This window comes from Leisingera sp. SA32 (assembly GCF_056033425.1).
Genome location: NZ_JBVYHB010000005.1, coordinates 93,148 through 106,731 on the forward strand (window position 1 = coordinate 93,148; position 13,584 = coordinate 106,731).

Below are 13,584 nucleotides of genomic sequence, written 5' to 3' on the forward strand. Positions count from 1 at the left end.
AACTCAGAAGATGAAGTCGTTGCCCGACAGATCGCCCATGGCGACGTCTTCGAGCGTGATCGTGTTGCCGCGGTTGTCGCTGATGACCGCGTTGCCGTCCGCATCCTCCGACAGGTGGTTGTTCTTCAGATCGCGGAAATTCTTGATCGTGCTGACATTGTCCAGATCGATCTTTTCCTTGCGGCCCTCGGTCTGGAAATCGGTGATGGTGTCATCGCCAAAGCCGTTGCTGAACACAAAGCAGTCCGCATCCTGGTCGCCCGACAACAGATCATTGCCGCTGCCGCCATCCAGCGTATCACGGCCGCGGCCGCCTTCCAGCGTGTCATTGCCGCCAAGGCCATACAGCTTGTCATAGCCGCCTTCGCCTTCCAGCTTGTTGCGCCCGTTATTGCCGGTGATCGCGTCGCGCAGTTCCGAGCCGCGCACGTCCTCGATTTTTTTCAGCGTGTCGCGGTCGCCGAACCCGTCGATGGCAAAGCCCTTGTTGAGCTTGACGGTGACGCCGTCGCTGCCGCCATAGCGTTCGTCGCGGTCATAGCGCACCTGATCGCGCCCGCCACCGCCGTTCAGCGTATCGGCGCCGTCCAGACCGCGGAAGTAATTGGCCTTGCCGTTGCCGGTGAACTTGTCGTCATAGGCCGAGCCGCGCAGCATCTCGATGCTTTTCAACGTGTCGGTGTCGCCCCAGCCATCGGTGGCCTTGCCGGTCTTCAGGTTGGCGGTGATGCCGCTCGGATCATTGGCAAATGTCACCTGATCATAGCCGCCTGCGCCGCCGTCATAGGTGTCGCGCCCGTCGGAGCTGATGAAGTAGTCATCGCCTTGGCCGCCCTTGTAGTTATCGCGGCCGGGGGTGCCCCAGAATTCGTCCTCTTCGGTGGAGGACACGCCGGGAATGGTGGACCAGGCGATGGTCTGGCCGGGCGCGAAGGCACCGGTAGGAGTTCCCAGGATGGCAATGTCGCCGTCAACGGCAGCCCAGTCCGCAGGCGAGCTGACCGCGGGAAGGGCCTTGCCGTCCAGTACGAAATAGAACTCGGTGTCCGTGTAATCGCCGGTTTCCAGCGAGACGATGTAAATTACGCTGGTGCCACCGCTGTGCCAGTTGACCTGCGTGATCTGGGTACTCTCGCTGCGTACCTCTATATGCGGGTTGTCGATGTTGAGGCCGTCAAGGATCGACTGCATGACCTCGTCATTCACGTCGATGATGTCGACACCCTCGTCGTTGCCGGTCACCGAATAGCTGAATGTCGCGGACGCGGAAGGCACCGTAATTGCTGCCTCGATTGTTTTTACGGCTTCCGGATCGCCGTTATCGTCGAAATCAACCCGTGCACCGCTGAACGTAAACGTGGTCATACTTTTTGCCCTTCACAGTAATGCTGTTAGCCAAATCTGTCGGCCGATACCAATCGACCGGAAATTGAACTGCCGGGCTGATTCTCTCCAAACGGGAAATGCACCAAACCTGCGGGTTGGCGGGTGCCTGTGGCAAATCGGTCAGGGACGCATCGGGGCCGCGGGCGGTGCAAGGGCGGCGGGCGGCCCTTGCACGCTGTGGCCTGCTCTGGGCCGTTACCGGTCGGCGACGGCCCAGAAGATGTCATAGCCGGGATCAAACACGGTTACAGGGCCGTCTGCGCTGTCGATCTTGGCAGGGAACTGCACCGCCGTGTCCGATTTGCGCAATGTCAGCTGCTGGTCGCTGACGGGCAGGCGATAGAAGGTCGGCCCGTGTTGCGAGGCAAAGCCCGCCAGCTTGTCCAATGCGCCTTCCTCCTCGAAGACATGCGCGAGCAGCGGCATGGTGTTGGTGGCGGTGAAACAGCCCGCACAGCCGCATTCGCTCAGCTTGTTGGGATCGGTGTGCGGCGCCGAGTCGGTGCCCAAAAAGAACCGTGCATCGCCCGACGTCGCCGCCGCGCGCAGGGCCAACCGGTGCTCTTCGCGCTTGGCGACCGGCAGGCAGTAGTAATGCGGCTTGATGCCGCCCACCAGGATGTGGTTGCGGTTGATGATCAGGTGATGGGTGGTGATCGTCGCGCCCAGATCCCCGCCGTCTGATGTGCCCTGCGAACGCACGTAGTCGGCGGCATTCCTGGTGGTGATATGCTCCATCACCACCCGCAGGCCGGGCGTTGCGCGGCGGATCGGGTCCAGTACCCGGTCGATGAACACCGCCTCGCGATCAAAGATGTCGATGTCGTGATCGGTGACCTCACCGTGGGTGCACAGCGGCAGGCCGATCTCGGCCATCTTTTCCAGCACCGGGCGGACCTTGTCGAAATCGGTCACCCCAGAGGCAGAGTTGGTGGTGGCTCCGGCGGGGTAGAGCTTCACCGCTTTGACCAGCCCGCTGGCATGGGCCGCGGCCACGTCCTCGGGGTCGGTGTCCTCGGTCAGGTAGAGCGTCATCAGCGGCTCGAACGTCATGCCGTCGGGCAGCGCCGCCAGAATGCGGTCACGGTAGGCGGCGGCCTGCGCCGCGGTGACCACCGGCGGCACCAGGTTGGGCATGGTGATGGCGCGGCCGAAATGGCGGGCGGTTTCGGGCAGCACGGCTTTTAGCATCGCGCCGTCGCGCAGATGCAGATGCCAGTCGTCGGGGCGGGGGATGGTCAGTTCCTGGGTCATGCCGCCCGCCTAGCACAGGGGCGGCGGAAAAAGAAGTTGCACAATGCGCCGCAGAGCTGTGCCGAGCGGGTGCAGGCCGGGTTGGTCTGGGCAGGTGTGGGCCGGGCCGGACTGCGCCCCGGGTGGTCACGGCCTGAATGGTCAGGGCAGGGCCGGACCGGACAGGCGCCAACCGCAGGCGTCAGCGTTTTGCAGGCGCCGGAAATTCGCCCTCGGCGGCGCGTCTTTCCAGATCGGTCAGGCGGCGGCGGAACCGGGGGGCGCGCATCCGCTCCGTCACGTTGCGACACAGCAGCATCATCAGGTACGCGCGGTCATCCCGCTCCAGACGGGCCAAGAGGTTGCGCAGGAAATAGGAGTTGTTGCGCCGGTTGCGGAACAACTTGTAGAAGGCCGCCGCCGTCAGCTTGCGACTGCCGGCCATCGACAGGATGTGATAGAGCATGTCCATCTCGATCAGCCGGGTCTGCACCGCCTCACCCATGTGCAGCGCGCGCAGCCGGGTGACATTCTTGCGGGCAAACAGCGACGCGTGCATGGCGTCCAGCCGTTCCAGCGGATCATAGATCACATAGGCGCGCTCGGCCGCGTCCAGCATGTCGGGCGCATAGCCATAGCGGTCGGTGAAACACAGCCGCCGCTGCTCAGTGAAACGGTCGTCCCACTCGGTCATCCGTGGCTCCAGCGTGGCCTGCGGCTGCACCGCCACCACCGCCGCACCGGGCGCAGCCACCGAATAGGCCGCCGCCGCATAGCCGCAGGGGCCGGCACCGTAAAAGATCACGTTGTCGAATTCATCAAAGAAGCCGTCGTCGATCAACTGGTCGAAGAAGCCATAGAGATCTTCGTCGCGAAACCAGGTGTCGCCGTCGGAAACCACGCACATATGTGACCAGCCCAGGTTCTTGACCAGGTCAAAGCCCAGCGGCTGGGCCAGATCGGACAGGTTGTGGATGCCCTGCATGGTCTCGAAGGTGACCAGCAGCGTGTCGCCCTGTTCGATGAAGGTGGCGAAATGCCGATCACCCAGCGGTTGGAACATGCCGTTCGCGTCCGCCAGCTCTGCCATGCGGGCCTTCCATTGGGCGGTGTCCAGCCCGGAAAGGTCCTCGTCCAGGGTATCAAGTCCATCCTGCATCTGTGCCATCCTTACTGCCCCCTTCTTGCGGTTTCGGGGCTGCCGTGCCGTTAAAGGCTAGGTTGGAAATAAGGCCAAATTTAGAAAAACTCATGCGCCAATGCGGCGGTGCAGCGCCCATTCAGCGGCGATGTGCCGATCCGTGTCAACCGTTGCAGGCGGCCGCGGGCGGTCGGTGTGTCAGCTGTCATCCCGTCGGCCGCGCAGGGCGAAACCGCGCAGCATCCCCGCTGCCGCCGGGCTGACCGGGCGCGAGGGCGGTGTCATCAGCAGCCGGGCAAACAGCGCGCGGTAAGGCTCCTGCTCCATCAGCGCGGCAAAGCGGTCGTGTCGCCACTCGACCGCCGCATGATGCAGCCGCGCCAGCGCAGGATCGGCCATCAGCTCGGCTTGCAACGCGGCGCGGGCGGGGGCCAGACGTTGCGCGGAGGGGTCCTCAGTGGTGCAGTAATTGCGCTCGACCCAGTAATCCATGCCCAGCTCCGCCTGCCGGTTAACGCGGCCGCGGTCGGCCTTCAGCACATAGCTTTCCATCGCCCCCAGCGGATAGTGGTTCAGCTGTGCTAGCCGGGTGTTGGAGCGTCCGTAATCGTTGAACAGCCGCTGCTTGCGGAATGCATCCCCCAGCGCGCGCCCCTCGCAATCGTACCAGCGAAACTGCGCCAGCCGGTCCGCATCGCGCGAAGCGCGCGGCCGGTGAACGCCGCATTTGCGATAGGTGCCATCGTTGCGATAGAGCGTCTTGAACATCGCCGCCCGCCAGGGCCAGTGGATCACCTCCGGCGCGCAGCGGGTGAACTGCTCGGTCACCGGCGCATCCTCATAGCGCACGATGCCGTCATTGCCGAACAACCGCCAGGTCAGGGTGATGGCATCCGCCCGCGGCAACGCCGCCAGCAGATCCGTCAGTTGCCCGGCGCCGGTCTTGATGCAGACGAATTCGTCGATGTCCAGCACCATCACCCAGTCGGCGGATTGCATTAGCGGGTGGCTGTCAGCCATCTTCAGCGCGGTGAACTGAATGCCGCCCTTGTCATAGGGGCCATCGTTGCGCAGATGGGTCAGCTGCCCCATCTCCTGCAACCGGTCCAGCATCCTGTCGGTGCCGTCCTGACAGTCGTTCGACAGCACCAGGAAATCGCTGAACCCCGCGGCCCGATGATGGGCCAGCCATTCCAGCAAAAAGGCGGCTTCGTTGCGCACGCACAGCACGGCCAGGGCCCGCATCGCGCTCACCTCTGACAGCCGGTGGCGGCGGCAAGGGGGGAAACCTGAGGCGTCATGTGGGGGCGTGTCCTGTTGCCTGCGGCCCCCGGCGGCGGCCGGGGGCATGTCTGGACGTCGAGTCTACCGCGCCGCTGCGGTTTTACAACCGCCCAGACGCATGTGCCCGGACGCGTGTGATCAACAGGTGTGGCCACACGCGTCTTGACCGGGCAGCGCACTCGTGGCCTGTTGGGCAGGACACCCATCAGCAACCAGGGGAAGAACCGCCCATGTCGCAGGCGCAAAGCATCGACGCGGTGCAGCAGATGCTCACGTCCCAGGGCTACGTCTGCGGGCGCGCGCTGGCCACCGTGGTGTTCCTGTCGCTGAAGCTGGGTCGTCCGCTGTTTCTGGAGGGCGAGGCCGGCACCGGCAAGACCGAGATCGCCAAGGCGCTGGCCGCGGCGCTGGGCCGTCGCCTGATCCGGCTGCAGTGCTACGAGGGGCTGGACGCCGCGAGCGCCGTCTATGAATGGAACTTTGCCGCCCAGATGGTGGCCATCCGCAGCGCCGAGGCCACGGGCCAGGCCGACCGCGCCGCATTGCAGGCCGATCTGTTCAGCCAGGACTACCTGATCGAACGCCCCCTGCTGCAGGCGCTGCGCCCCGACAGCCAGGGCGCGCCGGTGCTGCTGATCGACGAGCTGGACCGCACGGATGAGCCGTTCGAGGCTTTCCTGATGGAGGCGCTCAGCGATTTCCAGGTCTCGATCCCGGAGCTGGGCACCATCACCGCGCCGGAACCCCCGATCGTCATCCTCACCTCCAACCGCACCCGCGAGGTGCATGACGCGCTGAAGCGCCGCTGCCTCTATCACTGGGTCGATTACCCGAATTTCGACCGCGAGTTGGACATCCTGCACGCCCGTGCCCCTGCCGCCAGCCGTCAGCTCAGCCGCGAGATCGTCGCCTTTGTGCAGGCGCTGCGCACCGAGGATCTGTTCAAGAAACCCGGCGTCGCCGAAACCATCGACTGGGCCAATTGCCTGCTGGCGCTGGACGTCATCGCGCTCAGCCCCGAGGTGATCGCCGACACCCTGGGTGCGATCCTGAAATACCAGGACGACATCGCCCGCCTGCACGGCTCCGAGGCCAAGCGCATCCTCGATCAGGCCCGCGCCAGTCTGGAAGGCGCCTGATGCTTCTTCTGGTCGGAAATATCCCCGGGGTATGGGGGCAGCGCCCCCATGATAGACGCTAGTGCCTGACTATCCGCCGCTTTCCCTGCCGGACAATCCCCGGCTGGCCGCGAACATCACCCATTTCGCCCGTGCCTTGCGCAAGGCGGGGCTGGCGATCGGGCCGGGCCGGGTGCTGAACGCGGTGGCGGCCGTGGGCGCCGTCGGTTTCACCAGCCGCGCGGATTTCTATTGGACTCTGCACGCCTGTTTTGTCTCCAAACCAGAGCAGCGCACGGTCTTTGCGCAGGTGTTTCGCCTGTTCTGGCGCGATCCGCGCTATCTCGAACAGATGATGGCGGCCATGCTGCCCGCGATCCGCGGGGTGCAGCAGGAGCGGCCGGCCAAACCCGCCGAGACGCGCGCGGCAGAGGCGCTGCTGGATGGCATGCTGGAGCCGCCCGAAACCCCGGCGCAAACCCCAGAAGGCTCCGAAATCGCCATCGACGCCACCCGCACCACCTCGGCACAGGAGCGGCTTAGAACCCTTGACTTCGAACAGATGACCACCGCCGAGACCGCCGCCGCCAAGCGCATCCTGGCGCAGCTGCGCCTGCCGGTGCCGCCGATGCTGTCGCGGCGGCTGATGGCGGCGCCGCGCGGGCGTCGGGCGGACTGGCGGCGCAGCCTGCGCACCGCCGCGCGCCAGGGCGGAGAGCTGCAAAACATCGCCCGCGCCCGCCCCCGGATCCGCCAACCGGCGCTGGTGGTGCTCTGCGACATCTCCGGCTCGATGAGTCAGTACAGCCGCATCATCCTGCATTTCCTCCACGCCGCCGCCAATGCCCGCGGCGCGGGTTGGGCGCGGGTGCATGGCTTCACCTTCGGCACCCGGCTGACCAATATCACCCGGCATCTGGCGCAGCGCGATGTCGATGCGGCCCTTGCGGCCGCGGGCGCCGAGGCGCAGGACTGGGAGGGCGGAACCCGCATCGGCGACTGCCTGCATGCCTTCAACCGTGACTGGTCGCGACGGGTACTGGGACAGGGGGCGGTGGTGCTGCTGATCACCGACGGGCTGGACCGCGGCGACGGGGAGGCGCTGGCGCGCGAGATGCAGCGCTTGCAGCTGTCGGCGCGCCGCCTGATCTGGCTGAACCCGCTGTTGCGCTGGGACGGCTTTGCGCCCAAGGCCACCGGCATCCGGGCGATGCTGCCGCATGTGGACAGTTTTCGCGCGGGCCACTCCATAGCGTCGCTGCAGGATCTGGCGCGGCTGATCGCCGATCCCGCCGATGCGGGTGAAAAGACCCGCCTGATGGCGCTGCGCTGAGGGTGCGGTTGCCGCTTGAAATCCAGCGGTTTACAGCCGACCCTAGACGCACGCCCAGCCTCACAGCCGCCCCAGCCCAAGGATCCGCAGATGCCACCGTCGACCCGCTTTGAGACCGCCCCCGAAACCGCGCTGGACTGGCACCAGGCGGGCAGGGGGGCTGTTCTGGCCACGGTGGTGCAGACCTGGGGCTCGGCGCCGCGACGGGCGGGATCGCAGCTGGTGGTCGGCGGCGACGGGCGGATCGAAGGCTCGGTCTCCGGCGGCTGCGTCGAGGGCGCGGTGGTCGCCGAGGCGCAAGAGGCCTTGCAGGACGGCCAGCACCGGCTGCTGGAATTTGGCGTCAGCGACGAAGACGCCTTTGCCGTTGGTCTGGCCTGCGGCGGCACCATCAAGGTGCTGGTGGAGCCCGTCGGCACTGCGCTGCCCGCGGAGCTGCTGGCGGATCTGGTGCAAGCGCGGGCGGACCGCGAGGCGCTGGCTTACGAGGTCAACCTCGCCAGCGGCGCGCGGCGGCTGGTGCGGGGTGGCTATGCTGACCGGCTGCGGCAGGACCGGTCTGGCGTGGAAGAGGACGGCGAGACGCTGGTGGTTGTTCACAACCCGCCTGTGCGACTGGTGGTGGTGGGGGCGGTGCATATCGCCCAGGCGCTGGTGCCGATGGCGCGGCTGGCCGGTTATGATCCGGTCATCATTGACCCGCGCAGCGCTTTTGCCGCGCCAGAGCGGTTCCCCGGTGAGACCCTGATCGACGACTGGCCGGACGCGGCGGTGGCGCAGCTGGGGCTGGATGCCCGCAGCGCGCTGGTGCTGCTGACCCATGATCCGAAACTGGATGACCCGGCCCTGATCGCGGCGCTGGACACGGAGGTGTTCTATATCGGCGCGCTCGGCTCGAAAAAGACCCATGCGGCCCGCGTGGCCCGGATGCAGCAGGCTGGGTTTTCCGAGGCGCAGATCAACCGCATCCACGGCCCTGTCGGGCTCGACATAGGCGCCGCCAGCCCGGCCGAAATCGCCGTTTCGATCCTCGCGGAGATGACGGCGGTGCTGCGCGGCAGGCCGACGGGCGGGCAGCCGTGAAGTTCGGCCCGGTCCCCCTGAAAGACGCCGAGGGCGCCATTCTCGCGCATTCGCTACAGGGCGTTAGCCGCAAGGTGGCCAAGGGTACGGTGCTCTGCTCGCAGGACCTTGTCGAACTGTCGCAGGCCGGGCATGGCACGCTGACCGTTGCCCGGCTGGAGGCCGGTGATCTGCACGAAGACGCGGCGGCGGCGGCGCTCGCGCAGGCGTTGGTGGCGGATCCGGGGGGGCAGGGGATCCGCATCTCCGGTGCGGGCACCGGGCGGGTGAACCTCTATGCGGCGCAGGCCGGGCTGGTGCGCCTGGACCGTGCGCGGCTGGAGGGGGTCAACACTGTTGATCCGATGCTGACCATCGCCACGGTGCCGGATTACCACCGCGCCGATGCCGGCGGCATGATCGCCACGATCAAGGTGATTTCCTATGCTGTTGCCCGGTCTGCGGTGCAGCACGCCGGGGTGGATGCGGCCGGGGCAATCCGGGTGCTGCCGCCGGTGATCAAGACCGCCAGCCTGATCGAAACCCGCGTCAGCGAGGGCCTGCCTTCGGACAAGGGCCGCGCCGCCATGGCGGGTCGGCTGCACCGTCTGGGTGTTGCCCTGTCGGACCGGGTGGTTGTGCCGCACCGGGAGGCGGAGCTGGCCGCGGCCATTGCGCAGGCGCCGGGGGAGCTGTTGCTGGTGCTGACCGGCTCTGCAACCTCTGACCCGCGCGATGTGGCGCCGCAGGCGCTGCGGCAGGCGGGCGGCAGGGTCAGCCGGTTTGGCATGCCGGTCGATCCGGGCAACCTCTTGTTTCTGGGCAGCTTTCACGACCGCCCGGTGATCGGCCTGCCGGGCTGTGCGCGCTCGCCTGCGCTGAACGGTGCCGATTGGGTGCTGGAGCGGGTGATCTGCGGGCTTGAGGTCTCGTCACAGGATATCGCCGCCATGGGCATCGGCGGGCTGCTGAAGGAAATCCCCACCCGTCCGATGCCGCGCCGCACGGCCACGGGCTGAGCGTCGTGCGCACAGGTCTGCCGGGCGCGGAGCTTGCAACCATAGGTAAGCGATGTTGACGTGAATTTTACCCTGACCAGAGGGGCAAAAACACTTCGCACAGCGCGCGCCCCGTGCTTAACTCTGCTCAGCCAGACAAAAATCAAGCTAAGGGAGGGTATAATGGCCAAGGTCACAATGACCGTGAACGGCAAGGCTGCCAGTGGCGAGGTGGAAGGGCGCACGCTGCTGTCGTCGTTCCTGCGCGAAGAGCTGGGGCTGACCGGCACCCATGTGGGCTGCGACACCAGCCAGTGCGGCGCCTGCGTGGTGCATGTGGACGGTAAGGCGGTGAAATCCTGCACCATGCTGGCACAGGAAGCCGAAGGCGCCGAGGTCGCCACCATCGAGGGGCAGGCCAACGCCGACGGCTCGCTGAACACCATCCAGCAGGCGTTCCAGGACCACCACGGTCTGCAATGCGGCTTCTGCACGCCGGGCATGGTGATGTCGGCGGCGGCGCTGCTGAAGGACAACCCCAAGCCCACCGAGGCGGAGATCCGCGAATACCTCGAGGGCAACCTGTGCCGCTGCACCGGCTACCACAACATCGTCAAGGCGATCCTGGCGGCCTCGGGGCAGGATGTGTCCGCCATCGCGGCGGAATAGCCACAGCCCCCATATGCGACGACCGCAGGCCGGTGCGCGGCCTGACCTGCAAAAGGAGTGAATACCAAGAGCTGCGCCAAAGGCCGCAGCCTCCAGGGAGGAGACTTCAGACATGCCCAAGGACAACGACAGCGGAATCGGCGCGAGCCCCAAGCGGCGCGAGGACATCCGGTTCCTGACCGGCGCTGGCAACTACACCGACGACATCAACGTGCACGGCCAGGCCTATGTGCATTTCCTGCGCGCCGACGTGGCCCATGCAACCATCAATTCCATCGACACCAGCGCCGCCGAGGCGATGCCCGGCGTGGTGAAGGTCTTCACCGGTGCCGATTTCGCCGAGGTCGGCGGCATCCCCTGCGGCTGGGGCGTGACCGACCGCCACGGCAACCCCCAGCAGGAGCCGCGCCACCCGATCATCGCCGATGGCACCATCCGCCACGTGGGCGAGATCGTGGCGGCGGTGGTTGCGGACACGCTGGAACAGGCCCGCGACGCCGCCGAGGCGATTGAGCTGGAGCTGAGCGACAAGCCGGTGGTGGTCGACATGGCATCGGCATTGGCGGAGGACAGCGCCAAGGTGCATGAGGATCTGACGTCAAACCTCTGCTATGACTGGGTGTTCGGCAATGACGACGATGCGGCGGTGCAGGCGGCCTTTGATGCGGCGGCCCATGTTACAACGCTGGAGCTGGTCAACAACCGGCTGGTTGCCAACCCGATGGAGCCGCGCGTGGCCATCGGCGAATACAGCCGCGGAACGGACGAATACACGCTGCACACCACCAGCCAGAACCCGCATGTGATCCGCCTGTTGATGTGCGCCTTTGTGCTGGGCCTGCCGGAGCACAAGGTCCGCGTGGTGGCCCCGGATGTGGGCGGCGGCTTTGGCTCCAAGATCTTTCACTACGCCGAGGAGGCGTTCTGCACCCATGCGGCCAAGGCCTGCGGGCGGGCAGTGAAATGGACCTCCACCCGGTCCGAGGCGTTCATCTCTGACGCCCATGGCCGCGATCATGTGACCAAGATCGAGCTGGCGCTGGACGCGGACAACAACTTTACCGCGCTGCGCACCAACACGATGGCCAACATGGGGGCGTATCTGTCGACCTTCTCGACCTCTGTGCCGAGCTATCTGCATGGCACGCTGATGGCGGGCAATTACAGGACGCCGGTGGTGCAGGTGAACGTCAAGACGGTGTTCACCAACACAGTGCCGGTCGATGCCTACCGCGGCGCGGGCCGACCGGAGGCGACCTATCAGTTGGAGCGTGTCATCGACAAGGCCGCGCGCGAGCTGGGGGCCGACCCGATTGCGCTCAGGCGGCAGAACTTCATCATCGAGTTTCCCTATGAAACCCCGGTGGCGCTGACCTATGACACCGGCGATTACGTCGCCACCATGGACAAGCTGGAAGAGGTCGCCGACGTCGCAGGCTTTGCCGCGCGCCGTGCAGAAAGCGAAAAGAACGGCAAGCTGCGCGGCTTTGGCGTCAACTGCTATATCGAGGCCTGCGGCATCGCGCCTTCCAACATCGTCGGCATGCTGGGCGCGCGCGCGGGGCTGTATGATGCCGCCACCGTGCGGGTGAATGCCACCGGCACCATCAGCGTCTTTGTCGGCGCGCACAGCCACGGGCAGGGGCATGAGACCTCCTTTCCGCAGGTGGTGGCCGGGATGATCGGCATCGACGAGAGCATGGTCGACATCGTGCATGGCGACACGGGGCGGGTGCCCTTTGGCATGGGCACCTATGGCTCGCGGTCCATCGCGGTCTGCGGCTCGGCGATGGTGCGCGCGACCGAGAAGATCATCGCCAAGGCCAAGAAGATCGCCGCCCATCTGATGGAGGCCTCGGACGCGGATATCGAGCTGAAGGACGGCCAGTTCACCGTTGCGGGCACCGACAAATCGGTGGCCTGGGGCGATGTCACCCTGATGGCCTATGTCCCCCACAACTACCCGCTGGAGGAGCTGGAGCCGGGGCTGGAGGAAACCGCGTTTTACGACCCGGCGAACTTTACCTACCCGTCGGGCGCCTATGCCTGCGAGGTGGAGGTGGATCCCGACACCGGCAAGGTTACCATCGCGCGGTTCTCGGCGGCGGATGATTTCGGCAACATCATCAATCCGATGATCGTCGATGGCCAGGTCCATGGCGGGCTGGGCCAGGGCATTGGGCAGGCGCTGCTCGAAAACGCCGCCTATGACGACGACGGGCAGCTGTTGTCAGCGTCTTTTATGGATTACGCGATGCCGCGGGCCGATGATGTGCCGTTCTACCAGGTCGATCACTCCTGCCAGACACCCTGCACCCATAATCCCTTGGGGGTGAAGGGCTGCGGCGAGGCCGGGGCGATCGGATCGCCGCCCGCGGTGGTGAACGCGGTGGTGGATGCACTGCAATCGGCGGGCAAGGCTGTGACCCATATCGACATGCCGCTGAGCCCCGCGCGGGTCTGGGCGGCGATGCATGGTTGACGCCTTCGCGGGGGCTCTGCCCCCGCACCCCCGGGAGATTTTTGACCAGAAGAAGGGCATGAGGGCTCTTTGGAAAGGAAGCGACAATGTATGAATTCGAGTTCGAGAAACCCTCGACCGTGGCTGAGGCGATTGCCGCCCTGGCGGAAGAAGACGCTCAGGCGCTGGGCGGCGGGCAGACGCTGATCCCGACGCTGAAGCAGCGGTTGGCGATGCCGTCGACGTTGGTCAGCCTTACGGGCATTGCCGAGATGCAGGGCATCAACGACGTCGACGGGGTTTTGACCATAGGGGCTGCGACCACCCATGCCGCGGTGGCGGATGGGTGCGGCAGCTATCCGGCGCTGGCAAAGCTGGCCAGCCATATCGGCGATCCGGCGGTGCGCAACCGCGGCACCATCGGCGGGTCTCTGGCCAACAATGACCCGGCCGCCTGCTATCCGGCGGCGGCCCTCGGCAGTGGCGCCACCATCGTCACCAACACCCGCGAAATTGCCGCAGATGACTATTTCCGCGGGTTGTTTGAAACGGCGCTGGAGGAGGGGGAGATCATCACCGCGGTGCGCTTTCCGGTGCCGGAAAAGGCCAGCTACCAGAAGTTCGTGCAGCCCGCCTCCCGCTTTGCGCTGGTTGGGGTGTTTGTTGCCAAATACGCCGCGGGCGTGCGGGTGGCGGTTACCGGCGCCTCGGAAGCGGGCGTGTTCCGCTGGAGCGAGGCCGAAGCGGCGCTGGACGCCGAATTCTCGGCCGATGCGCTGGAGGGGCTGCGGGTTGCGGCCGATGACATGATGGCGGATCTGCATGGCTCCAAGGAGTACCGCGCGCATCTGGTTGGCGTCATGACCAAACGGGCAGTGGTGGCAGCGGCCGGCTGATCC

Annotated in this window: 11 protein-coding genes; 7 read left to right on the plus strand and 4 right to left on the minus strand. The window is 66.1% G+C overall.

Going from position 1 to position 13,584, the window contains the following annotated elements; translation table 11 throughout:
- Nucleotides 1-3: 3 nt before the first annotated feature.
- The 4 genes from AC0IPL_RS09655 to AC0IPL_RS09670 all read right to left on the minus strand — a co-directional run bounded on the left by AC0IPL_RS09655 (nucleotide 4) and on the right by AC0IPL_RS09670 (nucleotide 5,005).
- Nucleotides 4-1,365 (minus strand): calcium-binding protein, encoded by a 1,362-nt coding sequence (locus AC0IPL_RS09655; RefSeq protein ID WP_474273987.1) that lies wholly within the window; start codon nucleotides 1,363-1,365, stop codon nucleotides 4-6.
- 216 nt (nucleotides 1,366-1,581) lie between these two features.
- Complete coding sequence (pyrC, locus tag AC0IPL_RS09660) at nucleotides 1,582-2,640, minus strand: dihydroorotase (RefSeq protein ID WP_474273989.1); 1,059 nt, start codon at nucleotides 2,638-2,640, stop codon at nucleotides 1,582-1,584.
- Nucleotides 2,641-2,821: 181 nt separating this feature from the next.
- On the minus strand, nucleotides 2,822-3,778 hold the full coding sequence (locus AC0IPL_RS09665) for a phosphoadenosine phosphosulfate reductase (RefSeq protein WP_474273991.1): 957 nt from the start codon (nucleotides 3,776-3,778) through the stop codon (nucleotides 2,822-2,824).
- A 180-nt stretch (nucleotides 3,779-3,958) separates the two neighbouring features.
- Nucleotides 3,959-5,005, minus strand: coding sequence for a glycosyltransferase family 2 protein (locus tag AC0IPL_RS09670; protein ID WP_474273993.1), 1,047 nt, complete (start codon nucleotides 5,003-5,005; stop codon nucleotides 3,959-3,961).
- 269 nt (nucleotides 5,006-5,274) lie between these two features.
- Between AC0IPL_RS09670 and AC0IPL_RS09675 the strand changes: the two genes are divergently transcribed.
- The 7 genes from AC0IPL_RS09675 (at nucleotide 5,275) to AC0IPL_RS09705 (ending at nucleotide 13,581) form a co-directional block, all read left to right on the plus strand.
- Nucleotides 5,275-6,183 (plus strand): AAA family ATPase, encoded by a 909-nt coding sequence (locus AC0IPL_RS09675; RefSeq protein ID WP_474273995.1) that lies wholly within the window; start codon nucleotides 5,275-5,277, stop codon nucleotides 6,181-6,183.
- A 61-nt stretch (nucleotides 6,184-6,244) separates the two neighbouring features.
- On the plus strand, nucleotides 6,245-7,495 hold the full coding sequence (locus AC0IPL_RS09680) for a vWA domain-containing protein (RefSeq protein ID WP_474273997.1): 1,251 nt from the start codon (nucleotides 6,245-6,247) through the stop codon (nucleotides 7,493-7,495).
- A gap of 90 nt (nucleotides 7,496-7,585) precedes the next feature.
- Entirely contained in the window at nucleotides 7,586-8,578 is a 993-nt protein-coding gene (locus AC0IPL_RS09685) for an XdhC family protein (protein ID WP_474273999.1), read from the plus strand.
- Entirely contained in the window at nucleotides 8,575-9,576 is a 1,002-nt protein-coding gene (locus AC0IPL_RS09690; RefSeq protein ID WP_474274001.1) for a molybdopterin-binding protein, read from the plus strand. The genes AC0IPL_RS09685 and AC0IPL_RS09690 overlap by 4 nt, the downstream gene beginning before the upstream one ends.
- Before the next feature lie 162 nt (nucleotides 9,577-9,738).
- Nucleotides 9,739-10,224 (plus strand): (2Fe-2S)-binding protein, encoded by a 486-nt coding sequence (locus AC0IPL_RS09695; RefSeq protein ID WP_474274003.1) that lies wholly within the window; start codon nucleotides 9,739-9,741, stop codon nucleotides 10,222-10,224.
- Between the two features lie 112 nt (nucleotides 10,225-10,336).
- Nucleotides 10,337-12,706, plus strand: coding sequence for a xanthine dehydrogenase family protein molybdopterin-binding subunit (locus tag AC0IPL_RS09700; protein WP_474274005.1), 2,370 nt, complete (start codon nucleotides 10,337-10,339; stop codon nucleotides 12,704-12,706).
- Nucleotides 12,707-12,792: 86 nt separating this feature from the next.
- Complete coding sequence (locus tag AC0IPL_RS09705; protein WP_474274007.1) at nucleotides 12,793-13,581, plus strand: FAD binding domain-containing protein; 789 nt, start codon at nucleotides 12,793-12,795, stop codon at nucleotides 13,579-13,581.
- Nucleotides 13,582-13,584 lie beyond the last annotated feature (3 nt).

What these genes read in the sequence shown, in the direction of transcription:
- AC0IPL_RS09655 (WP_474273987.1), bottom strand. Translation starts at nt 1,365, where the DNA reads ATGACCACGTTTACGTTCAGCGGTGCACGGGTTGATTTCGACGATAAC.
- pyrC (WP_474273989.1), bottom strand. Translation starts at nt 2,640, where the DNA reads ATGACCCAGGAACTGACCATCCCCCGCCCCGACGACTGGCATCTGCAT.
- AC0IPL_RS09665 (WP_474273991.1), bottom strand. Translation starts at nt 3,778, where the DNA reads ATGCAGGATGGACTTGATACCCTGGACGAGGACCTTTCCGGGCTGGAC.
- AC0IPL_RS09670 (WP_474273993.1), bottom strand. Translation starts at nt 5,005, where the DNA reads ATGCGGGCCCTGGCCGTGCTGTGCGTGCGCAACGAAGCCGCCTTTTTG.
- AC0IPL_RS09675 (WP_474273995.1), top strand. Translation starts at nt 5,275, where the DNA reads ATGTCGCAGGCGCAAAGCATCGACGCGGTGCAGCAGATGCTCACGTCC.
- AC0IPL_RS09685 (WP_474273999.1), top strand. Translation starts at nt 7,586, where the DNA reads ATGCCACCGTCGACCCGCTTTGAGACCGCCCCCGAAACCGCGCTGGAC.
- AC0IPL_RS09695 (WP_474274003.1), top strand. Translation starts at nt 9,739, where the DNA reads ATGGCCAAGGTCACAATGACCGTGAACGGCAAGGCTGCCAGTGGCGAG.
- AC0IPL_RS09700 (WP_474274005.1), top strand. Translation starts at nt 10,337, where the DNA reads ATGCCCAAGGACAACGACAGCGGAATCGGCGCGAGCCCCAAGCGGCGC.
- AC0IPL_RS09705 (WP_474274007.1), top strand. Translation starts at nt 12,793, where the DNA reads ATGTATGAATTCGAGTTCGAGAAACCCTCGACCGTGGCTGAGGCGATT.